The organism is Bacillus sp. 01N45, from assembly GCF_056399205.1.
Window position 1 is genome coordinate 114,928 of sequence record NZ_JBFTQW010000005.1, and the last position, 21,832, is coordinate 136,759.

The 21,832-nt window shown below is 34.5% G+C and carries 24 protein-coding genes and 1 pseudogene; 5 read left to right on the top strand and 20 right to left on the bottom strand.

The features are described 5' to 3' along the window. Nucleotides 1-79: 79 nt before the first annotated feature. Both AC1DMU_RS13540 and AC1DMU_RS13545 read left to right on the top strand, forming a co-directional pair. Nucleotides 80-1,387: a hemolysin family protein gene (locus tag AC1DMU_RS13540; RefSeq protein ID WP_000353742.1), complete on the top strand. Its 1,308-nt coding sequence runs from the start codon at nucleotides 80-82 to the stop codon at nucleotides 1,385-1,387. 1 nt (nucleotide 1,388) lies between these two features. After that, nucleotides 1,389-1,871, top strand: a complete 483-nt coding sequence (locus AC1DMU_RS13545; RefSeq protein ID WP_088063117.1) for a DUF456 domain-containing protein — start codon at nucleotides 1,389-1,391, stop codon at nucleotides 1,869-1,871. Nucleotides 1,872-1,896: 25 nt separating this feature from the next. Here the strand turns inward: AC1DMU_RS13545 and AC1DMU_RS13550 are convergent, their stop codons facing one another. The 4 genes and pseudogenes from AC1DMU_RS13550 to cls form a co-directional block, all read right to left on the bottom strand. Then, a complete protein-coding gene (locus AC1DMU_RS13550; protein ID WP_088063116.1) occupies nucleotides 1,897-2,517 on the bottom strand; it encodes an NAD(P)-dependent oxidoreductase in 621 nt (206 codons plus the stop codon). 243 nt (nucleotides 2,518-2,760) lie between these two features. Further along, complete coding sequence (locus tag AC1DMU_RS13555) at nucleotides 2,761-2,940, bottom strand: hypothetical protein (RefSeq protein WP_001045960.1); 180 nt, start codon at nucleotides 2,938-2,940, stop codon at nucleotides 2,761-2,763. 187 nt (nucleotides 2,941-3,127) lie between these two features. Then, the gene (locus AC1DMU_RS13560) at nucleotides 3,128-3,586 is read right to left on the bottom strand and encodes a spore coat protein (RefSeq protein WP_000340548.1); all 459 of its coding nucleotides are present in this window, start codon (nucleotides 3,584-3,586) and stop codon (nucleotides 3,128-3,130) included. 31 nt (nucleotides 3,587-3,617) lie between these two features. Then, nucleotides 3,618-4,802 (bottom strand): annotated as a pseudogene (cls, locus tag AC1DMU_RS13565) (cardiolipin synthase). Nucleotides 4,803-4,962: 160 nt separating this feature from the next. Here cls and AC1DMU_RS13570 point away from each other — a divergent pair. Beyond that, nucleotides 4,963-5,049, top strand: coding sequence for a YjcZ family sporulation protein (locus AC1DMU_RS13570; RefSeq protein WP_000505094.1), 87 nt, complete (start codon nucleotides 4,963-4,965; stop codon nucleotides 5,047-5,049). Between the two features lie 126 nt (nucleotides 5,050-5,175). Here the strand turns inward: AC1DMU_RS13570 and AC1DMU_RS13575 are convergent, their stop codons facing one another. From AC1DMU_RS13575 to cotH, 8 genes are all read right to left on the bottom strand, one after another. Then, nucleotides 5,176-5,682 carry an acyl-CoA thioesterase gene (locus AC1DMU_RS13575; protein ID WP_000141167.1) on the bottom strand — a complete coding sequence of 169 codons (507 nt, stop codon included), beginning with the start codon at nucleotides 5,680-5,682 and terminating at the stop codon, nucleotides 5,176-5,178. A 195-nt stretch (nucleotides 5,683-5,877) separates the two neighbouring features. Beyond that, nucleotides 5,878-6,765, bottom strand: coding sequence for a TIGR03943 family putative permease subunit (locus AC1DMU_RS13580; protein WP_088609011.1), 888 nt, complete (start codon nucleotides 6,763-6,765; stop codon nucleotides 5,878-5,880). 3 nt (nucleotides 6,766-6,768) lie between these two features. After that, complete coding sequence (locus tag AC1DMU_RS13585) at nucleotides 6,769-7,665, bottom strand: permease (protein WP_000418724.1); 897 nt, start codon at nucleotides 7,663-7,665, stop codon at nucleotides 6,769-6,771. A 198-nt stretch (nucleotides 7,666-7,863) separates the two neighbouring features. Next, nucleotides 7,864-8,805 carry a magnesium transporter CorA family protein gene (locus AC1DMU_RS13590; RefSeq protein ID WP_000932392.1) on the bottom strand — a complete coding sequence of 314 codons (942 nt, stop codon included), beginning with the start codon at nucleotides 8,803-8,805 and terminating at the stop codon, nucleotides 7,864-7,866. A 184-nt stretch (nucleotides 8,806-8,989) separates the two neighbouring features. After that, the gene (locus tag AC1DMU_RS13595; protein WP_002071458.1) at nucleotides 8,990-10,369 is read right to left on the bottom strand and encodes a putative polysaccharide biosynthesis protein; all 1,380 of its coding nucleotides are present in this window, start codon (nucleotides 10,367-10,369) and stop codon (nucleotides 8,990-8,992) included. 96 nt (nucleotides 10,370-10,465) lie between these two features. Beyond that, nucleotides 10,466-11,068 carry an undecaprenyl phosphate transporter UptA gene (gene uptA / locus AC1DMU_RS13600; protein WP_000881203.1) on the bottom strand — a complete coding sequence of 201 codons (603 nt, stop codon included), beginning with the start codon at nucleotides 11,066-11,068 and terminating at the stop codon, nucleotides 10,466-10,468. A 104-nt stretch (nucleotides 11,069-11,172) separates the two neighbouring features. Continuing rightward, on the bottom strand, nucleotides 11,173-11,790 hold the full coding sequence (locus AC1DMU_RS13605) for an NUDIX hydrolase N-terminal domain-containing protein (protein WP_088063114.1): 618 nt from the start codon (nucleotides 11,788-11,790) through the stop codon (nucleotides 11,173-11,175). A 105-nt stretch (nucleotides 11,791-11,895) separates the two neighbouring features. Continuing rightward, complete coding sequence (cotH, locus tag AC1DMU_RS13610; protein ID WP_088063416.1) at nucleotides 11,896-12,972, bottom strand: spore coat protein CotH; 1,077 nt, start codon at nucleotides 12,970-12,972, stop codon at nucleotides 11,896-11,898. Between the two features lie 181 nt (nucleotides 12,973-13,153). Here cotH and exsB point away from each other — a divergent pair, with 181 nt between their 5' ends. Then, on the top strand, nucleotides 13,154-13,732 hold the full coding sequence (gene exsB, locus AC1DMU_RS13615; protein WP_088063113.1) for an exosporium protein ExsB: 579 nt from the start codon (nucleotides 13,154-13,156) through the stop codon (nucleotides 13,730-13,732). Between the two features lie 45 nt (nucleotides 13,733-13,777). Here exsB and AC1DMU_RS13620 read toward each other — a convergent pair whose 3' ends face one another. From AC1DMU_RS13620 to AC1DMU_RS13645, 6 genes are all read right to left on the bottom strand, one after another. Beyond that, nucleotides 13,778-14,389 (bottom strand): phosphoserine phosphatase 1, encoded by a 612-nt coding sequence (locus AC1DMU_RS13620; RefSeq protein WP_088063112.1) that lies wholly within the window; start codon nucleotides 14,387-14,389, stop codon nucleotides 13,778-13,780. A 12-nt stretch (nucleotides 14,390-14,401) separates the two neighbouring features. Beyond that, nucleotides 14,402-14,947 carry a short-chain dehydrogenase gene (locus tag AC1DMU_RS13625; protein ID WP_088063111.1) on the bottom strand — a complete coding sequence of 182 codons (546 nt, stop codon included), beginning with the start codon at nucleotides 14,945-14,947 and terminating at the stop codon, nucleotides 14,402-14,404. A 12-nt stretch (nucleotides 14,948-14,959) separates the two neighbouring features. After that, on the bottom strand, nucleotides 14,960-15,376 hold the full coding sequence (fosB, locus tag AC1DMU_RS13630; protein ID WP_088063110.1) for a FosBx1 family fosfomycin resistance bacillithiol transferase: 417 nt from the start codon (nucleotides 15,374-15,376) through the stop codon (nucleotides 14,960-14,962). 57 nt (nucleotides 15,377-15,433) lie between these two features. Then, nucleotides 15,434-17,095 (bottom strand): peptide ABC transporter substrate-binding protein, encoded by a 1,662-nt coding sequence (locus AC1DMU_RS13635; protein WP_088063109.1) that lies wholly within the window; start codon nucleotides 17,093-17,095, stop codon nucleotides 15,434-15,436. 84 nt (nucleotides 17,096-17,179) lie between these two features. Further along, on the bottom strand, nucleotides 17,180-18,184 hold the full coding sequence (locus AC1DMU_RS13640; RefSeq protein WP_088063108.1) for a DUF2628 domain-containing protein: 1,005 nt from the start codon (nucleotides 18,182-18,184) through the stop codon (nucleotides 17,180-17,182). Nucleotides 18,185-18,191: 7 nt separating this feature from the next. After that, a complete protein-coding gene (locus AC1DMU_RS13645; protein WP_046959201.1) occupies nucleotides 18,192-18,644 on the bottom strand; it encodes a methylated-DNA--[protein]-cysteine S-methyltransferase in 453 nt (150 codons plus the stop codon). Nucleotides 18,645-18,777: 133 nt separating this feature from the next. On the opposite strand from AC1DMU_RS13645, the gene namA reads away from it, so the two are divergent. Next, nucleotides 18,778-19,815 carry an NADPH dehydrogenase NamA gene (gene namA, locus AC1DMU_RS13650; protein WP_087982772.1) on the top strand — a complete coding sequence of 346 codons (1,038 nt, stop codon included), beginning with the start codon at nucleotides 18,778-18,780 and terminating at the stop codon, nucleotides 19,813-19,815. 297 nt (nucleotides 19,816-20,112) lie between these two features. Here the strand turns inward: namA and AC1DMU_RS13655 are convergent, their stop codons facing one another. Both AC1DMU_RS13655 and AC1DMU_RS13660 read right to left on the bottom strand, forming a co-directional pair. Then, on the bottom strand, nucleotides 20,113-20,604 hold the full coding sequence (locus tag AC1DMU_RS13655) for a DinB family protein (protein WP_088063107.1): 492 nt from the start codon (nucleotides 20,602-20,604) through the stop codon (nucleotides 20,113-20,115). 489 nt (nucleotides 20,605-21,093) lie between these two features. Next, nucleotides 21,094-21,753, bottom strand: a complete 660-nt coding sequence (locus AC1DMU_RS13660) for an oxidoreductase (RefSeq protein WP_048559679.1) — start codon at nucleotides 21,751-21,753, stop codon at nucleotides 21,094-21,096. Nucleotides 21,754-21,832: the final 79 nt, after the last annotated feature.

A 21,832-nucleotide genomic window follows, 5' to 3' on the forward strand; every position in this document is an offset into this window, starting at 1 on the left:
CGTTTGGATTTATTATAAAAGTATAACATAATCGCAGGAGGTGACATCTTTATTCCAAACTACGGAATAGAGAACACACTTGGACATATTAAATATTTTTCTCATCTTTGTGCTCATCCTTATTTCCGGCTTTTTCGTTGCATCAGAATTCGCTGTTGTAAAAGTACGAAAAAGTCGCATTGACCAACTTGCAAATGAAGGCAATAAACAAGCTTTAGCTGCAAGAAGTGTCCTATCTAATTTAGATGTTTATTTATCAGCTTGTCAGCTCGGGATTACGATTACTTCTTTAGGGCTTGGTTGGCTTGGTGAACCGACTGTGGAACATTTACTACGACCGCTCTTTGAAAAGATTAATATTACTGGAACAATGGCGAATACTTTATCCTTTATTATTGCTTTTAGTGTTATTACATTTTTCCATGTTGTATTAGGTGAATTAGTTCCAAAGTCTTTCGCCATTCAAAAAGCTGAAGCAATCACACTTAAGTTTGCACGACCACTTATTTTATTTGATAAAATTATGTATCCATTCATTTGGCTACTTAATAGTACGGCAATCTTTTTCACAAAACTACTCGGTTTAGAGCCTGCGAAAGAAAATGAACTTGCCCATTCTGAAGAGGAACTACGACTCATTTTAGGTGAAAGTTTCAAAAGCGGCGAAATAAACCAAACCGAATATAAATATGTAAATAATATTTTTGAATTTGACGACCGGGTCGCGAAAGAAATTATGGTCCCTCGTACAGAAATGATTTGCTTATCTACTGAAAATACGTTAGAAGAGAATATGGATATCGTCGCAACTGAAAAGTATACACGCTATCCGATCATCGAAAAAGATAAAGATGATATTATCGGTATGATCAATACGAAAGAAGTATTTCACGATCAAACGAAAGGCATTCATAAACCACTTGAATCTTACATACATCCAGTACTAACTGTATTTGAAACTGTTCCAATTCGCAAAACATTAGTACATCTACAAAAGAATCGCGTTCAGATGGCAATCATTATGGATGAATATGGTGGTACTGCTGGACTTTTAACAATGGAAGATATTCTTGAAGAAATCATTGGAGAAATTCAAGATGAGTTTGATGCGGATGAATCACCTATGATTGAAAAACGTACGCCGAAGCTTACTGTTTTAGATGGGAAGGTGCTCATTTCTGAAGTAAATGATATGTTTGGCCTGCATATTGATGATAGCGATTTAGATACAATTGGAGGCTGGCTCCTCTCTCAAGCAGTTGATTTAAATATTGAAGCTGGTTATTCCATTGAATTTGCCGGTTTTCAATTTAAAGCACTAGAACTTGATGGACATCAAGTGAAAAAAATTGCGGTACATAAATTAGACACGAAGAAGGAGTTATAAAGTGACAGTATTATTAACAATCTGTATCATTGCCTGTTTCATTGTTTCATTTCTCGCCTTTATTTATCCTATCATTCCAGGCATCCTTGCTGTTTGGACTGGATATTTCATTTACCATTTTGGTATAAATGGCGGAGAACTAACAACTTCCTTTTGGATTATTCAAGTCATTTTCACACTATTTATTTTCGTGGCTGATTTTATTGCAAATGGATATTTCTTAAAGAAATACGGAAGTTCTAAATGGGGAGAACGTGTCGGTATGATTTCTATCATTGTCGGATCTTTCTTCTTCCCACCATTCGGTTTAATTATCATACCGTTCTTATCGGTATTTATTACAGAACTCATGCATAAAAAAGCGCCAAAAGACGCCTTTCTAGTAGGAGTTGCTACTGTAGTTGGTTTTTTAAGCAGCACAGTAGCGAAAGCTATTCTCCAAATCATTATGATTCTCATATTTGTATGTTATATCATCTTTTAACCATCCCAATTTCGGGATGGTTTTTTTAATATGAAATACCTACTCGACTATTCTCATATTTGTTTTCACTACACAGATTCCACGTAAATTGTGCTGTATCACCAACTGTTATTTTCGCTCCCCCTTCTGGTAATACATCTTTTTCAGTTCGATACACTCCTGTCACATCACCGTCTATTAAATGCGTCGGACAAACGACCGTCCAACATAAATTACTACTACTAAGTATCTTATATGCAGCTAAATGATCTTCTGCTGCTGTTGTCATTTTCCTTTTTGATTCAGCTGATTGAAAACGATATAAATTTAGATTTGTTCTTGCTTGTAAAATACCTGCTGTTCCTATTGTAATGATTTTATGAACCCCTACTTCTTCCATTTTCTTTATAATATGTGGCATACTCTTCGCCAATGTCCCATTTTGATCCGTTCCAAGTGCACTAATTACTATATCGCTTCCTTCTATCGCTTTCTTTATATCATTTTCATTTAGTACATTACCTTCTATTACTCGTAACCTTTCATGTTGTATTTCTATTCTATTTAAATCACGTGCTAATGCAGTTACTTCAGCTGCATCCTTTAATGCTAATTTTATTATATTTGAACCTACTCGACCTGTTGCTCCTAATATACATACTTTCATTTGTTTTCCCCCTATTTCATTCTCCCTCTATTTTTCAATAATCTCAATCAATTTACAACAAAAAAGCTTCCTCATATATAAGAGGAAGCTCTATTATTATTTTACCCCGCTTTAACGGACAGTAAGACCCCACCTCAAAATTCAGTAAAAACAAAGAAGTTAGATGGGGATCAACTGCCCGTTAAAGCCCGATTGGTTCAACTAATAATCAGTGGGGGATGCCCCACTGATTAAAGTTTCACTTTATTTCTTTTCTTTAGAATCTGTAGACTTCTCAGTTCCACTTGTTTCTTTATCCTTTTTGTCCTCTTGTTGTGTTGTTGTATCGTCTTCTTTCTTCTTGTCCTCACCTTTACTACAACCTACCATTAATAAAGAACTTGCAAGTGCCATAGCAGTTAATGATTTAACCCATTTGTTCATTTGCGTTTCCTCCTTTAGATAGAATATGTACAACCCCCATATTACTCTCTATTTTTAAAGGAAAGATTGAAAAATAGTAAATAAACGGTAAATATTTGTAAATTTTCTAATAATAGATATGTACACCTAGTCTTTTTTCTCCATGAAAAGTAAAAAACTAAGGCGCCTATCTTTCCGCCTTAGTTTCTTATGCAAACTTCTCATTTTCATATACATGTTTAATCTTATACTCTTTCTTCACAACATATTGCCATACACTATAGGCATAACGATTCATTTTCAGGAAGCAATTTTCTAAGAACGAGCGGAATTCTGGATTCGCAACTTCAACTGCCACTTGAGCGAACTTTAGTGCTAACCGTTTTAAATGCGAAATATAACAAGTTGCAATATGGATATCCCCTGTATATTTACTATCAGTTTCCTTTTCCATTTCATGAAAATGAGATGAAATTGGTTCACAAGTTATATGCTGTACATTCTCTCCTTCTTGAAAATTCACTTGTTCATTATACGCTTGCAACATATATGGTAAATGATGCTGTAATAGCTCTTTTAATTCTTCGTCTCTTACCTCTCCTGTATACTCCCCAACCTTATAAATAAGCATATAACTATACCTCATTAATTCTTTCATACAATCCATGAAAATACCTCCCTTCTCTTTTGTCTATATGTTATAAATATGATGCTATAACATTTGCTATTCTTGCTAAAAACCAATCCCACTTACTAATTTTCTCAAAGTCTTCTTCTGAAAATCTTTTTGATTTATGAAAGTCTTCTTTTAATCGGTTCCATACGTCAGCAACAACTGTTGTATCATATATGATACAGTTAGATTCACAATTTAAATAAAAACTTCTATTATCAAAATTCGCTGTACCTATATCAACAATTTCTCCATCAATGATTGTTACTTTCCCGTGAAAAAAACCATTCCGATATTGATAGATCTCCGCTCCAGCATGGTTCATCTCTCTCAAATACGGATAGGCAGCTTGTTTTAACTATACTGCGTCGCTTTTAAATGGTACGAGAATTTTCACATTGACACCTCGGTTTAATGCACCTTTTAACTCTTTCATCATTTCTTTACTTGGTACAAAATATGGCGTAGCAATAATTAAAGACTTTTTAGCCTGCTTTAAAAGCGCTCCATATTTTTCCCATAACCCTTTTCCATCTGAAAATAAATATTGATATTTTACATGCCCAATTGCAGGTAGACTTTTATGTATAGGCATTTTTTCTCCCGTATCTTCTTTCCAGTCAGCAGCAAACTTTCTTTCCATATCCGTGGCACCATTCCCCTTAACTCGTACATGATAATCACGCCACGGGCCAAATTTCGGATCTTGTCCAAGGTACTCCTTTCCAATGTTAAAGCCGCCGATATATGATACTTTTCCGTCAATCGTAACAATGCGTCTATGGTTTCGTTGATGCAACGAATAGAATAAATGTTTCAATTTAGGTTTTTTACTAAACGTAAACTGGACACCTTTGCTTTTTAGTTGACGAATTATCTTTTTCTTCAGCTTATATCCACCTATTCGATCAACTGACAATTTTACTTCTACTCCACTCGATGCCTTTTTCTCGAGTAACTGCAAAAACTCTTTGCTTATTTCATCTTTACCTACAATATAAAAATGGATATATATGTACTTTTCTGCATTACGTATATCCTCAAATAATTTCGTATATAACTCTTCACCGTTCGTATATAGTTGAAATTCACCTAATCGAACTTGCCCTAATTCATATTCACTAGCCATTTTTTTCCCCATTTCCACATCGATGTTCATCCAAATGAATATACCTATTAAACAAAGGATTACAACGAAAAAGTGTTTCATGGATATTTTCCTTCCTCCACTTACCGTTATTTCTATATCTTCCCTTTTTTAATACAATATCATTCAAGAAAATATGTCATTACATGATATATGTCCATATCAAACGATAGCTCATTTGCATATTGTATGTTGTATCTTAAAATAAAAGGAGGAAATAACAATGGGCTTTGCACATGGTAATGGATTCGCGCTATTAGTCGTATTATTTATCCTCTTAATCATCGTCGGTGCTGCTTGCTTCTGCTAAGTAGTTATCGTCATATGATATGTGGATGAAAAAACTATAAAAGCGGACACCTATTTTTAGGTGTCCGCTTTTCATATGAAAAACATTTCCGTTTGTTATTGTACCTTTAACGACTACATATTCAACTCAAAAAGTTAATAATGTAGCTACTTTCTTACTCTCCGCCTTACGTATATGGCGTTGTTCTGCACGTAACACTGCAATGCGATGTAATTCTTTCTCTTCTTCTGTTTCAGGGATAACTCGCGGCACAGGAACCGGATTATTTTCCTTACTAAGCGCAACAAAAGTAACAAATGACGTTGCTGCTATACGTTTCTCACCCGAAATTAAATCTTCTGCTACTACCTTCACAAATACTTCCATAGAAGTTCTACCCGTCCAAATTACAAAAGATTCATAACTAACACAATCTGAAGAGCGAACAGGATGTAAGAAATCTACCCAATCCATAGATGCTGTGACACATTCTTTTCTTGCATGCCTCGTTGCTGAAATAGAAGCAACCATATCCATCTCGGCTAATATCTTCCCACCAAATAGCGTATTATGATCGTTTAAATCTGTTGGAAATACTCGGCTCGTTTTAAACACTCTAGACTCATTAGCTGTTTTCCCTTTTACTTCAGTCATTGTTATCACCTCTTTGATTATTTAACCCGCTATTTGCAGACATTAAGACTCCCACCACAAAATTCGGCTGGAGCAAAGAAGTTCGGTAAGAGTTCCATTTCCCATTAACACTAGAACGGTATGAGCTTACTATCACTACACGTTTAATATTAACAACATTCAGAACTCTTAGTCCACAAAAAAGAACCGATGTTATCAATCGGCTCCTCTAAATACATATTGTTCTTTTGGCGGTTCAACCTTATTCCATTTCGTTACTTCTAATACAGGGATATTCGCATGGAATGGCTGATAAAATTCCGTTGATATTTCTCCTTCAACTTGAATCCAATCATCATTTTTCCATTCTACACCTTCTGGTTTTTTCACTAACATACCATATACACCAGAATCCGCTACACAATGTATAATCCCGAAACGGAATAAGAAATATTGTTCTTTTTGAGAAGAGTCATCTTTGAAAACAAACCCTTTAAAAGATAATTTTTTCCCAGTAAACTCGCCAGGATAATTATAAATTGTTTCCATCCCTTTTAGAAAATCTTCATCTTTTAAAGTAATACTATCTTTCGTAACAAACTCTTTTTTCCCCTTTTCCATTACACCACGGTATCCTTCTTTCCCGTAATAAATGCTCGTATCAGGTCTTAGAAATTGCCTTGTCATAAATGGATCTGTACTTTCTGCTTGTGCAACAGGAAAATGAAATCCTTTCGCCTTAACGATATCTGAATCTAACGTTGCAATCGGGAAAAACAGCCCTGAGACAATCGGAAAACAAAACAATGAGTACGAAAATGCTTTTTTCCACCATGTATTCTCATCTTTTGAATGATCATGCCCGCAATGGCTATGATCACAACCACAATTGTGCTGTTCTTTTTCTTTTTGATGTTCTTTTTCTTTTTGATGTTCTTTTTGGAAAACGATAATAATTTGAACGACCGTTAAAAAACCTAAAATAATAGCTGCTGTTTTTGATAAATAGGCATACTTCATATTGATATACTTCGTAATATTACCTGAAATATGAAGCTGCGCAATTAAGATTGTAAAACCTAATAATATATATGCTCGAAACATAACCTACCACCCCATCGCATAAATGAGTAGTGAGCTTGCATAAACAACAAGTGTAACTGTAACTGTAACGACAATTACAAATTTCGTTTTAAATGTCGCAAGCATCATAAACATATTTTTAATATCCACCATCGGTCCATATACGAGGAACGCGACAAGTGATGCTGTTGAAAATGTACTTTGGAATGACGAAGCAATAAACGCATCCGCTTCTGAACAAAGTGATAAAATGTAAGCTAGTCCCATCATAACAGCTGGTGAAGAGAACGGCCCTTGTCCTATAGCAAGAAGTGTTGAAGTTTGTACGAACGTTTGAACTGCCGCTGCAATTAACGCACCTAATACTAAATATTTTCCCATCGAGAAAAATTCCTCAACAGCATGCGTACATACATCCCACATTTTTTTACGTAATGGACGCTTATGATTCACTTCTGGGAAGTGATCATCTCGTAATTGATGTTCTTTAAACATAAATGATAATATAATTCCAACGATAATTGCTACGATAATCGCTACGATAGAACGATACCATACCATGTGCATACTACTTCCAAAGGCAACGTATGTTGCAAATAATACGACCGGATTAATAATTGGCCCAGTTAACATAAATGCAATCCCGGCATATGGTGGAACCCCTTTTCCGATTAACCGTCTTACAATCGGAACGATTCCACATTCACAACCTGGAAACATCATACCTAAAAAAGTAGCCATTAAAACAGACAGAAAACGGTTTTTCGGCATCCATTTTGCTACCATATCCTCTGTCACAAACATTTGAATGAATCCTGAAATAAATACACCAATGAGCACAAAAGGAAGTGCTTCGATCAATATGGAGATAAAGATTGTATTCATTTGCAGGAATGCTTTCGGTAATTGAAACAATTCCATGATGTATTTCCTCCAACTTTTCATTAACAATATGTAATTTTAACCCCATTTTATGAATTGGACAAGGCTTATACGGAATTCACTTCCTTCATATACATTACATTTTATAAGTTATATTCTATTCAAAACTTTCGATTTCATAGCAAAAAAGCTGCTCTAGCGCAGTTATATAACTATGCTAGAGCAGCTTTCTTCTCGTTAAAAGTAACGTTTCTTCCAAAAAACAAATGCTAATGTGAAAGATAGTGTTACACATATTATGAGTACAATTACAAAACCATGTGCTTCCCCTTCAAACGGAACCTTTACGTTCATTCCAAAGAAACTAGAAACCATCGTTGGTAATGATAAAATGATTGTAATAGACGTTAACAGTTTCATAACACTATTTAAATTATTTGATATAACGGAGCTAAAAGTATTCATCATTCCACTTAAAATGTGACTATATATTTCCGCCATTTCAATAGCCTGTTTATTTTCAATTAATACATCTTCTAATAAATCTTGATCGTCTTCATACATTTTTAAAAATGTACTGTTACGCATTAATTTTTGAATTACAATTTTATTCGCCTTTAATGATGTTGTAAAGTAAACTAAACTTTTTTCAAGGCCTAGCAATGTGAAAATCTCTTTATTTTTCATCGACTTATTTAATTGATGCTCTAAATCGATTGTTTTTCTGTTAATTTGCTTTAAGTATCTTAAATAATAAGTAGAAATCGTATATAAGAGCTGAAGTGCAAAGCGTGTCTTTTTAAACGTATAAAATTCTTTAATACGTTGATTAATAAAGCGTTCGAAAATTGGGTTTTCTTCTAAACAAATTGTCACAAAGCAATCTGGCATTACAATCATACCTATTGGAATCGTGTCATAAATCGAATTTCCTTCTTCATCATGTCTAACTGTTGGAATATCCACGATTATTAAGGTATTATTGTCTTCCTTTTCAATACGAGAGCGTTCTTCATCATCTAAAGGGTCTTTAATGAAATCTAAGTCTACATTTAAAGTTTGTACTAGATATTGAATTTCTTCTTCCGTTGGATGAAGTACATTAATCCAGCAACCCTTTTGCATTTCCTCAACCTCTTGTAGTTTTCCGTTTCGGTCTGTTAAATAAATATTTAACATACTATCACCCCGATTCTTTTTACATGTAGGAATCTACCTCTCTTACATAACAGTTTTTGAACCGCCATTCTCAGCATATGAAACATACGTTTAAATTTCAATAGAAAAATTATTTTGAAAACGTTTTTATAAGAAAAATATTCTAAACAAAGAAAAAGACAGAGTGCTCTCTGCCTTAAAAAGCTTATGTTGCCTTTATAACATATTTAGAAAGCATCCACAAGTTAAAGCCAACTGAAATCGTATAACCAGCGTATGTTGAAATAATAAAACTTACATAATCGAAATACGGAAGCAATACGATATTTAAAACTATCTTTACAATAATGCCAATTACTAATCCTAGCACTGTTTTCTGTTGTTGGTTAATTCCTTGTAACATCGCAGCTGTTACTGTAAAAAGCGAAAATAGTATACAGGCAGGAGCATAATACTGTAAAATAACTCTCCCCATCTCCGGATCATTTCCGGCACCAAATAAAAGAGTATATACTGGTTTTGCTAACAACATCATTCCAATCGCCGCTGGTACCGTAATACCTACTACTAATACATTCGTTCTCGTAAAATGTTTGTACAGTAACTTCACATTCCCTGCTGTATAGGCTTTTGTCATCTCAGGTACGAGAGACATACTAAAAGCAGTCGCAACGGAAACTGGGATGAGTACAACCATCTGAACAAGACCAATTATTGCATTTATCTTCTCCGCTTCTCCTTGCATATACCCTATTTGTATAAGTAGTTTATTAATTGTAAATGTATCAATCGTCTGATACAACGGAATTGCTAAACCAACCACAACAAACGGTATTGAATATGTAAAGAGCTCCTTATACAGTGAGAAGAAAGATTTCGTTGTTTGCGGAATACTCGCCATTTCTTTTTTCTTTAAGTGCTTTCTCCTTCTTATGTAATACGCACTTAAAACAGTTAATCCACCTATCGCTCCCATAAAGGCACCGAACGTTGAAATACCAACTGCTAGCGAGATAGAAGCTTTTAAAATATATAAAACGACAAAGCTTCCTATTAAAATGGTTAAGACCCGAAAAAACTGCTCAACAACTACACTTAAAGCAGAAGGCCCCATCGATTGAAACCCTTGAAAGAATCCCCTTAATAAACTCATTACCGGTACAAGTATTAACGCAAAACTTACAATTTGGATATTAGTAGTGACCGCTGCTACACTATTCCCTGTTTGATCATTTCCATCGATTACAAGTTTAGCTAAATGTGGAGCTAATATATATAGCGTAAAACATGAGATTACTCCCATTATTAACATAAAAAAGATACCGCTCTTTAGCACTCTCTTAACCGTATGATAATCATTCAGTTGATCATATTTTGATACCATTTTTGAAACGGCAAGTGGTAGTCCCATCGTCGCAATGCTGAGCATAATCGTATAAGGACGATATGCATATGTGTATAAAACGTACCCACTCGTACCAACCATTGCTGTAAATGGTATAACATATATAAATCCTAACATTTTAGATATCATCGTTGCCATCGTTAAAAATATCGTTCCACGTATAAACGGTGACCCTTTCATCACATTCCTCCGCTACGCTTTATTATTACACATTATGGACAACTCCTTTTTTTTAGAACCGAAACAAATAAAAAAGCCAATGAAAAATCATTGACTTTAACGCGCTGCTTTTTTCTTTTTTAAATACTTTAAACCGAAGTATAGAGCAACAAAGAGAACAGCTCCTATAATTATGTAATGTGTGTAATCAGATGCATACTCTTTAATGTGTCGCCAATTTCCACCAAGCTTTTCACCTAAGTATATAAATAGTATTGACCATGGAATAATCGCAACTACTGTATATAGTGTAAATAGTTTTAACGGCATTTTAGCTAATCCTGCTGGAATAGAGATTGCATGACGTACGACTGGGATAAAGCGTGCAGAAAAGATTACTCCTGCTCCGTAACGCTTAAACCAACCTTCTGCTATGTCTAAATGGTGTTTATTAATAAGTAGATATTTCCCATATTTCTCTACAACCGGACGCCCTCCGTAATATCCAAGCCAGTATAAAAAGATTTGGGCTAAAGTACCACCAATAGTTCCGGCGATAACTGCACCAACAAAACTAATTTTACCATCCGCTACTAAAAATCCAGCATACGAAAGTACAATCTCACTCGGGATAATTTCAATCATTAAAGCTAGCGCTACTCCAAAGTAACCTAAGCTTGCAAAAAATTGCAATAACTGATCTATTATGCTTGCTAACATTTTATTTTCTATCTCCTTTTTTCTTCACATACCATCCCATTATTACATAAAGGTTGCATTCTGCCAATATCTTCATTTCAACAATATCATCGGCATAAGCATTATTAATCTATTAATGTTTCTTTTTGAGGTTCTTTCATGTAGGCAAACATTTCTTTAATTTGCTCTTCTGTATTTCTAGCAATCGATAAATTAGGCAATTCATTCTCACCAAAAAACTCCACATCTTCTGTTTCAATACTAATTTTCTTTTCACCACCAACAATCTTACAGCCAATAAAAATTTTATATACATGTGTTGCTGAAGGCGATGGTTGATGTTTTTCTTTATCAAATATAGCGAGTAGCTTAAAATCATCTACTTCATAACCCGTCTCCTCTAAAACTTCTTTTGCTGCTACTTCTGTCGGCGTATAACCGATATCAGCCCATCCACCTGGCAATGCCCATTTCCCATCACTTTTTTCTTTCACAAATAATAGTTTTTCATTTTGAAAAATGACTGCTCTTATATCAACTTTAGGTGTTTGATAGCCTGTCTCACTTGCAAATAACTTCTCTACTATTTCCCAATCTGTCTTTGTATAATGTGACATCATCGAAATGGAAATATCCCGTAATTGTTGGAAACGCTCTATATCATACACATCTTTAGAATACGTTAAACCCGCTTGAGCTATAGATTGTATTTGTTTTACCCAATCAACCCACTTAACTGTCATGTTTCCACATCTCCATTCTTTATTAAGTAAATATTACTTCAATTCAATTGATACATCTTTATTATACAAAAAAAGAGATTGATAATGTTCCAATCTCTTTCAAAATTAATCCAATTCATGTAAGTGGTCTTGTATATACTTTCTTCTTTTATTTATATATTCATCAATCATATCAGCTTCTTGATCAAATGTTTCTAATTTTTCTTTCATATATGGATCTTGTAGTAAATATGGGCGAATCGATTCACACAAACCTTCTACTTTCGGCATCATAAATGAAACGGTAAATTGTTCTTCTAATATTTCTTCCAAAATGCTTCGGTATTGTTTTCTAAATACAGGTATATCTAACAATCTTGCACTTAACGTGTTATAACCTTGGATACGAATATACTCATGATTAAGTGGTCTCCCTTGTACATCTCGCCCCCAAGTCGCATCATAATCCCACGGTATCACTTCAAATAAATTTGTTTCATCGTTATGATATAGTGCATAGTTATGAACGAAACCATCAAAGTTTTGTGTAAAAATAACGCCAGCTAACCATCGTAAATATTTATCAACATGCAAAAACTTTCCAATTTCTTTTTCATAAGCTTCCCTCGACAAAGCATTCGCTTGAAATACAAATTCACTCAGCTGTTCTTCACTATTTTTATTCGAATATTTAAATTCATAACCCGCAAAGAGCTCAGTCTTAACATCTTTATCTCTCTCACTCATTAAAGAAAAATTCGCATCATCATCTATTGCATAATAAATAGAACCACTCGGTAATCCTCTATTTTTCAAAAAGTTTTCATCAACTGATTCTAACTGTAAATATACACCTTGAATTTGACCATTAATTTTTATAAATACATGTTGTGATTTTGGTGAAAGTACACCAATATCATGAAAAAAATCTAAAGATAATTTATTTCGTATAAGAGACGGATCCATAAACTCAGAATTTAAATGAAACTCTTTCGCACCTTGAAATTTTTTCGGTTTATAAAACATAACATGATAAGACTTTTTCTCAAATTCACGAATATGAGCGCCTCGGTATACGATATCAATGTCATACTTCTTTTTTCCATAAGTTAATTTTGCTGGCACTGGACTATCTGACCAAATTTCTTTTTTCAACTCCACTAAGTTCATTGGATGAATAAAAAAATCATATGAAGGTAGCATATTTCCCCATCCCTTCTCAGTTCTCTTCATTCAATGTATGCACCTTGCCTTGTCCATACATCCGCTATCATCTATTTATATAAAATTACACTCTTGTCCTGTTCAGAAAGACGTCATATCTCATATCATGTTAAGGAAAAAGAATACCTTTTCAACTTAATACATGATAAGGAGGATTTCTATGAAACGTGATATTAGAAAAGCGGTTGAAGAAATCAAAAGTGCTGGGATGGAGGATTTCTTACACCAAGATCCAAGTACTTTTGAATGCGATGATGATAAATTCACTCATCATAATTGTACAACTGGATGTAAATGTACAACTGGGGGTAAATGTCCAAGAACAAGATGTACTCGCGTGAAACATTGTACTTTCGTTACAAAATGTACGCATGTAAAAAAATGGACATTTGTTACGAAATGTACTCGTGTACGTGTTCAAAAATGGACATTTGTTACGAAAGTAACGCGTAGAAAAGAATGCGTTTTAGTTACAAAACGTACTCGCAGAAAACATTGTACTTTCGTTACAAAATGCATACGCTTTGAAAAGAAATTTTTCTGGACAAAACGAAGTTTCTGTAAAAAATGCGAATTCTTTCCTCACGGACACGGTCACTCTTGCGATGATTCATGTGATCATGGTAAAGACTGTCACGATGACGGGCACAAATGGAATGATTGCAAAGGCGGACATAAATTCCCATCTTGCAAAAACAAGAAATTCGATCACTTCTGGTATAAAAAACGTAATTGCTAGTTTTTATGCCTACAAAAAAAGGCCGTTTTGCGGCCTTTTTTACGTTTATTGAAAGTGACTTATATCTGCAAATTGCTTCACTTCACCTTTCCCTTCTTCAAATTCTATTATACTTAGACTAGCACTATGCATAAATGGATCATCCCATACATTTTCTATTTCAATACCCGCAAAATGTCCTACAAGTAGTTTTGCCGCTGCCGCATGGGAAACAATTAATATACTTTCTCCTTTATGCTTTTCTAAAAGAAGCTGTATCCCATCCATTACCCTTTTATGAACAGCCGCAAAATTTTCTCCCGATTTTGACTGGAAAAGATGTGGCTCATACCAAAACAACTGTATTTCGTCTGGGTACTGCCTTTCTATATCATCGACTGTCTGTCCTTCCCATATACCCATGTTAATTTCATAGAAATGCTCATCCGCGATTATCGGTATATCACGTTCGCCCTTTATTAACTCTGCAGTATGAAGGGTTCTTTCACTCGGACTACTATAGATCGCATCGATAGATAAATCTTTCATTCGATCTCCTAATTGCTTAGCTTGTAACATACCATTTTCAGTTAAAGCAGAATTTTTCCTGCCTTGCATTCGTTTCTCTACATTCCATTCCGTTTCACCATGCCTTGTTACATATACCGTTGTCTTCACTTCAATTCCCCCTTACCATGTCGGCCGCAATTCCCACGGTTCTACTCGTCCTACAATCCATTCATCACATTTACTTTCAATTCCTTTTATTACTCCATCCGATATTTCTTCATGAGTAAGCCATCTTCCGTATGTATCTTCTAATATAAAACCTAATATTATTCTATGATAGCTACATCGCGTACCGCCTATTTTTTGTGAGGCTATTCTCGACGCTTTACTGCCTAAAATATGAAAAACGTTGTATGTTTCAGACGACAAGTCTAATTCTCTACAAATGAGTGATAATGCATCCTTTGCACTTGAGTGTATCCATGCGACAACCAATGTTATTGGGCCATTCCTCTCAATTGTGTTTTTAATAGCTAACTTTACATCGTCATCATGATGATAATCTAACGGAAGGCATGTGATACTTTCAGGTGTGGTACTCTCCCGTTTAACATTTTCTAATTTCACTTCATCTCTTCCAATAATAGAAACATGAAACCCTTGCTCACAAAGCCACATAGACACCCTCTTTAGCATTCCCGTTCCACCAATTACTAACGCATGCAACTTCTTCCCCCCTTAGTAAAATGTCATATGAGGTTTATCTTCCCTATAATAATTAATTCGGTCTTGCAATGTCCCTGAATGAAACTCAAACTTATGTCCATCAGGATCAACAAAATATATAGACTCACAATCTCTTACATCCCGTTCTCTTCCTTGTAAAATATGAACATCATTTTCTTCTAATCGCTGTATTAGACGTTCAAAGTCTTCTTGTTCAACAGAAAATGCAATGTGCGTATAAGATTGATGAATCTCATTTCTCGGAATATGTTTCTCTTCATTAAGTGCTATCCATACTCCACATATGTTAAAATACGCCAATTTTCTCCCTTTAACTAATAATTCTCCCCCTAATACTTTTTCATAAAACATAATAGAGTTTTCTAAATTAGACACTGAAAAACAAAGATGATTGATTCCCCTTAACAACTATAATTCCTCCTTATACAAAAAAGATGAGCGAAAATTCACTCACCTTTTATTATACTATTTTTTTGTAATATATGCCCATTTATAACTGAAGTCCCCGCCAAACGTATGATTAGCAATACCTTTTACAAACGGCTTCTCTAAATAAGCTGTGCTTTGTTGATACGTAGGAGAAATGGCAGCATCTTGACCAATTAAGATTTTTTCAGCTTCCGCAAGTGCATTCCAGCGTGCTTTATCATCTTTTAATAGCTCTCCTTTTGATTTCGCTACTAAATCATCATACTTCGGATTAGAATAATTCATTTCATTAAATGAGCTTCCAGTAACAAACATATCAATATAAGTCATTGGATCTGGATAGTCAGGGCTCCATGCAGATAATGAGAATTCATATTCGAATTTCTTTTCTAAATCTAGCTTCTGCTTGTATGGTTGCTGTTTCAAATTCACTTTAATACCAGGTAAGTTTTTCTCTAATTCTTCTTTAATAAAGTCGCCTACTTTTTTACGGCTACCATTATCATCATTTAGTAATTCAACCGTAATTGTATCTTGACCAAGCTCTTTCTTAGCTTCTTCCCATAATTTTTTTGCTTTCGCTGCGTTATCTTTACTATCACGGAAGTTTTTATTTACAGAGCGGAAGTCTTTTCCATCCGGACCTGTCGTGAATTTTTCAGGTACTAAGAAATATGCTGGCAAAGAACCGTCATTTAAAATGACATCAGCAATTCCTTTTTTATCGTATGCTAAATCAATCGCTTCACGTACTTTTTGGTTTTTAAATGTTGCATTTTTTTGGTTAAAACGCAAGAAATACATACGTGGATCTAACTTCGTTTTAAATTCATCTGGCTTATTCTTTTTATATTTATCAACAAATTCAGAAGTTAAAATAACTCGATCTGCTTGATCACTATCATATAAATTTACTCCAGTGCTTGTTTCCTTCACAATACTTACATTAATTTCGTCTAACTTTACAGTATCTTTATCCCAATAATTAGGATTTTTCTTTAACTGATAATTTTGTTCATGTTTCCATTGACTCATTGTAAATGGTCCATTATATAATAATTTATCTGCTTCTAATCCGTATTTATCTCCTTGCTCTTTCACATATTTTTCATTTAATGGGAAAAATGTAGGGAACGACGTAAGCTCAAGAAAATAAGGTGCTGGTTGCTCTAATTCTACTACCAACGTTTTATCATCCTTCGCTTTAACACCCAATTGATCTGATGGTAATTCTCCTTTATTTACTTTCTGTGCATTTTTCACATCAAATAAAATGAATGCATATTCTGCCGCTATTGCTTTATCTAATGTACGTTGCCATGCATATACAAAATCTTGTGCTCGAACTGGATCACCATTTGACCATTTCGCATCACGTAATTCAAATGTATATGTCTTTTTATCTTCACTAATCTTCACATCTTTTGCCATGCCTGGTGTTGGTTTATTATCTTTATCTAGACGATATAAACCTTCCATTGCATTTACAAATACACGGAAAGATACAGAATCCGTTGATTTAGATGTATCCATTGAAGGAATTTCAGCTGTTTCTAGCAAATTTAAAACTTGTTTATCTGCCATTTCCTTATTCGATTCTTTCTTCGTTGTCGAAGCCTTCTCACCATTCCCACATCCTGCAACCAATACACTCGTCGTTAACGCAAGTGCAGCAATTGTTGTTGTCTTTCTCTTCATTCTTCCTTCCCCCAATCTATATGTATAAGTTAAATCTTGTATAATATATTTCATTATACAAAAGATTCTGATTATTTTAAATATTTATTTTAACAAACATAGAAAAAAGCGGTCGGAAGTTTCTTTCCAGCCGCTTTTTTGAATCGCATTTACTTGTAATCCATCCTCTATATCAAATGGATTTTGAACCTTAAATATTTCGTCCATCATCTTCAAAAACTCTTCTTCATTTTTAGATTCACCATTAACCGTAAGCGAGTACGGTTCCACTTCACCCAATTTATAATCGACAACAAATTGAATCGTCACCTTTTGTTTTGGTGCTCCCGCGTTATATCCTTGGAATTCTACTAATTCTAACCCTTCCGTTCCACGATAATATATCCAACCTGAATTTTGAAAATAATTTTCGAAAGATTCACCTATTGAAAAGAAAGGATATTCATAAAGCGAGCTTGTACGAACCTTTTGTATAACGTCTCGATCAGTCGGAAAAAAGAAATGACTAAAAAATATGCTAGCAACTGCTAAAATAGTAACAATTGTCGCTCCCATTTTGCTCGTTCCGCCGCTATCATGGATAAGATAGTTTTCAACTGATTTATCTTTTATTTCTCTTGCTTTTATTCGGTATATACGTCTTTCCGCAAATTGATAGTATAATCCATTTGCAAAAATCCCCATTCCAAACAGAATAAAAATGAGTAATAAAAACGTAAGAGGCACCATATTAATGATTGGCAGTGCTACATTTAAACCCATATAATAAGAAAACGCATCACACGCTACTAATAACAATACAAATAATGCTGCCGGTAAATAGTACTTACGATATCCAAGCCAACCTATATTGAAAATAGTTGCCCAACCATTCCAGCTCCACCTAGCAATCCGCTTATTCTCAAGCTCCCATTTCCTTTTGTAATACGGATATTGTCTCCCTACATATACTTCTAGTTCTTTATCTATTAACGAGCTACTTTCACCTTGTTCATTATCCAACTTTCGCTGACAACTTGCACAATTTAACTGTTCCTCCTCGCAAGGTTGCCCACAATTTATACATTTCAAAACAATCCCTCTTCCCATCCATACGTCATTTCAAAATACCTTCGTGTTTTAATAACCACTCTTTCCTCCATAAACCACCAGCATATCCAACAAGCTTTCCACTCTTTCCTATTACACGGTGACATGGAACGATTATTGAAATTGGATTCCGACTATTTGCCCCTCCTATCGCCCGTACAGCTTTCGTATTTCCAACCTTCTCTGCAATATCTAAATATGAAGCACTTACGCCATAAGGGATAGTATAAAGCGCATCCCATACATTTTTTTGAAATACTGTTCCCTCAGCAGATAGCGGGACTGTGAACTCTTTTCTTTTCCCCTTAAAATATTCATCTAGCTCATTTATACATTGATCTATTATTTCATTTTTATGTTCTTCTTGTCTCTCATCAACAAATATAACAGACGTAATTCCTTTATCGTTCGCTGTAATTTCCAGCAAGCCTAATTCACTTTCATAATAAGCCTGGTACATATGTCATCCTCCAATTCAATTCATATTAATTATTGTAACACGAATAGACAAAATTTTTCGTATAAGCGTTTTATTAGGGAAACAAAAACAAGAATGATACAATGTAAGAAAATTCAATCTAGGAGGCTATTGGATGAATTCTGAACTTTTTTCACCTTATACAATTAAGGACGTTACATTAAAAAACCGTATCGTTATGTCACCTATGTGCATGTATTCATCAGAAAACGAGGATGGCCAAGTAACTAATTTCCATCACGTTCATTACGGAACAAGAGCTGCTGGTCAAGTTGGTTTAGTTATGATCGAAGCAACAGCCGTGTTACCTGAAGGAAGAATTTCTAATAAAGACCTAGGTATATGGGATGATAGCCTAATTGAAGGCTTACATAAAACGACAACTTTTATACATGATAACGGCGCAAAAGCCGCCATTCAACTTGCTCACGCCGGAAGAAAAGCTGAATTAGAAACGGATGCTCTCGCTCCATCCGCAATTCCGTTTAATGAAACTATGAAAATCCCAGTAGAAATGAGTATACAGCAAATAAAAAAGACCATATTAGCTTTTCAAGAGGCTGCAATACGATCCAAACAAGCTGGATTTGACGTTATTGAAATACACGGCGCTCACGGTTATCTTATTAATGAATTTCTTTCTCCACTTTCTAATAAACGGACCGATGAATATGGAGGTTCACCTGAAAATCGCTATCGTTTCTTACGTGAAATCATTGACTCAATAAATGAAGTTTGGAACGGACCGTTATTTGTTCGTATTTCAGCAAACGATTATCATCCTGACGGTTTAACGGTTCAAGATTACGTTCCATATACAAACTGGATGAAAGAACAAGGAGTAGATTTAATTGATTGTAGTTCTGGAGCTGTTGTTCCGGCACACATCGATGTATATCCCGGGTATCAAGTGCAATATGCTAAACATATTAAAGAACATGCTAACATTGCAACTGGGGCTGTTGGTTTGATTACGAATGGAGTACAGGCAGAACAAATTTTAAATAATAACGAAGCAGATTTAATTTTTATCGGACGTGAGTTACTTCGCAATCCTTACTTTCCAAGAATAGCCGCCAATGAACTTAGTTTTGAGTTAGAAGAACCGTATCAATACAAACGAGCACCGGGGAAACTCCATACAAATAAATAAAACCGAGAATAATATGTACTACTGAATCTAGAGGAATAAAAAGTATACTATAAGATAACGTATGTTATTTCATAATATCGTTTTAAGGTGGATCAACATTTTGCTTGATACACCTATTTTTTTATGTATTTATCTCCCTTTCTGAATATGTGACAGGGTTAAAAATCGAATTCCACAATCATGATTACGAAAAAAAACAATTCCTCAGATTAAGTGAGAAATTGTTTTTTCATATAGTAGTATTCTACATATTAATTCGTTTGTTTCGTTTATAACTCCAACAATTTTAAGTATCATTTACAAATAAGAACGATGCGCTGGCCATGAACCTTGAAGCTTGCGAAGTTGCACAATTTGCCCGGTATGATAAGCATCGTGCAAAAGGATGTTCATATATTGTTGCCAAATTGGTAGAGAAGGAGTTAATTGATTTAGTTCTGCTTCTTGAAGGGATATTAATGCAGATTGTAAGGCATCATGCACTTGAATTGTTCGCAACACTGTTTGTTGCCAAGCATCCTCATCATTACGTCCACCTTGGACAAACGTTTCATCATTATTTTGTGGCGCCACAAATGTTTCATCTTGATGCAAGCGGGCAAGTAAGCGTTCTTTAAAGATAAGTAAATGGTTTACATTTTCCCAAATCGTATTACTAGCCTCTCCTTCTGGTTGCCAACATGCTTGTGCAGCAGTAAGGTGCTTTAACGCGTCTGATAAAGGTGGATACCATTCTTCTTCGTAAAACACTTGCTTAATTCCATTTTGCAACATTTCTTTTTTACTCATTCTTATATCCTCCTTTTGCAAATCTCCCAAAAATACGGAGTAGTACATATAGGACTTTTATACCTTCGGAACCCAATTCCCTTCAGATTTTACTCAAACAGATTATTTCCAAATAGAAAGTATATTCTATTTGATTTATTGGCATTACAAACAATGGATATATGATAGTAGTATATTTTCAAATGAAGTGAAACATTCTTATAAGACGAAATCATCCGTTAGTATAATACGACTCTAAAAATAGCATTGCAATAAACGAGGTCACTTGTCGTACTAGAGTTGGAGACGTATAAAGTGAAACTTTAATCCGCGGGGGTTTTGCTGTCCACAAATAGCGGGATAAGAATGCGATTTGCATAATAAATTATCGTAAAAAAGGAGTGGGATTCCCACTCCTTTTTTACTTTCTTATAATTGCTAAACTACATGTATTTACTATTCATTCAAGATTCAAACTTGATTTTTAATACATGCCATTTTTCACGTTTTTTATTCTATCGTTGTAATTTCATTTGAGTTATAAATATAAATACCCGTTTCTTCTCTCAATGCAGTTATATACATCCCTTTCGCCACATCTTTCGCTGAAATTGGTTTATACTTTTTGAAAGCCCCTTTAAATATAAAAGGAATGATACGAGATAACTTTTCAGCCATTCGTTCACCGAAACGAAATTCTTGTCGATTTCCTACTAATAAAGATGGCCTAAAAATGTGAATACCACCAATGACTAACTTTTGTAATTCCTCTTCCATTCTCCCTTTAACTTGCGAATAAAAGAAAAACGATTTAGGTTTTGCTCCCATTGAAGACACAACAAGGAAATTTTGTACCCCTTGTTTTTCAGCTAAACAAGCAGCTCGTAACGTATATTCATAATCTACCTTTTTGAAATTTGCCTTTGTTTTTGCTTTTTTGATTGTTGTTCCTAGACAACTAAATACGTCATCTACAGCAAAAAACTCTTTATATTCCTCTAACATCGAAAAATCTATTTGCTTTTGCTGTAATTTTTCATGTTGCCATTGCATTGGTTCCCTTACAAAAATAGTAACCGAATCGTAGTAATCTGATTCAAGTAATAGACGCGTTATCTCTTGTCCAACTAAACCACTTGCACCAAGTACTAACGCTGTTCGCTTATTCATATATGCATATACCTCTTATTTTACTTTTCTCTCCTTCAGTAAAATACAACTTTTAGGAGTTTCCTGCTCTCATTTTACC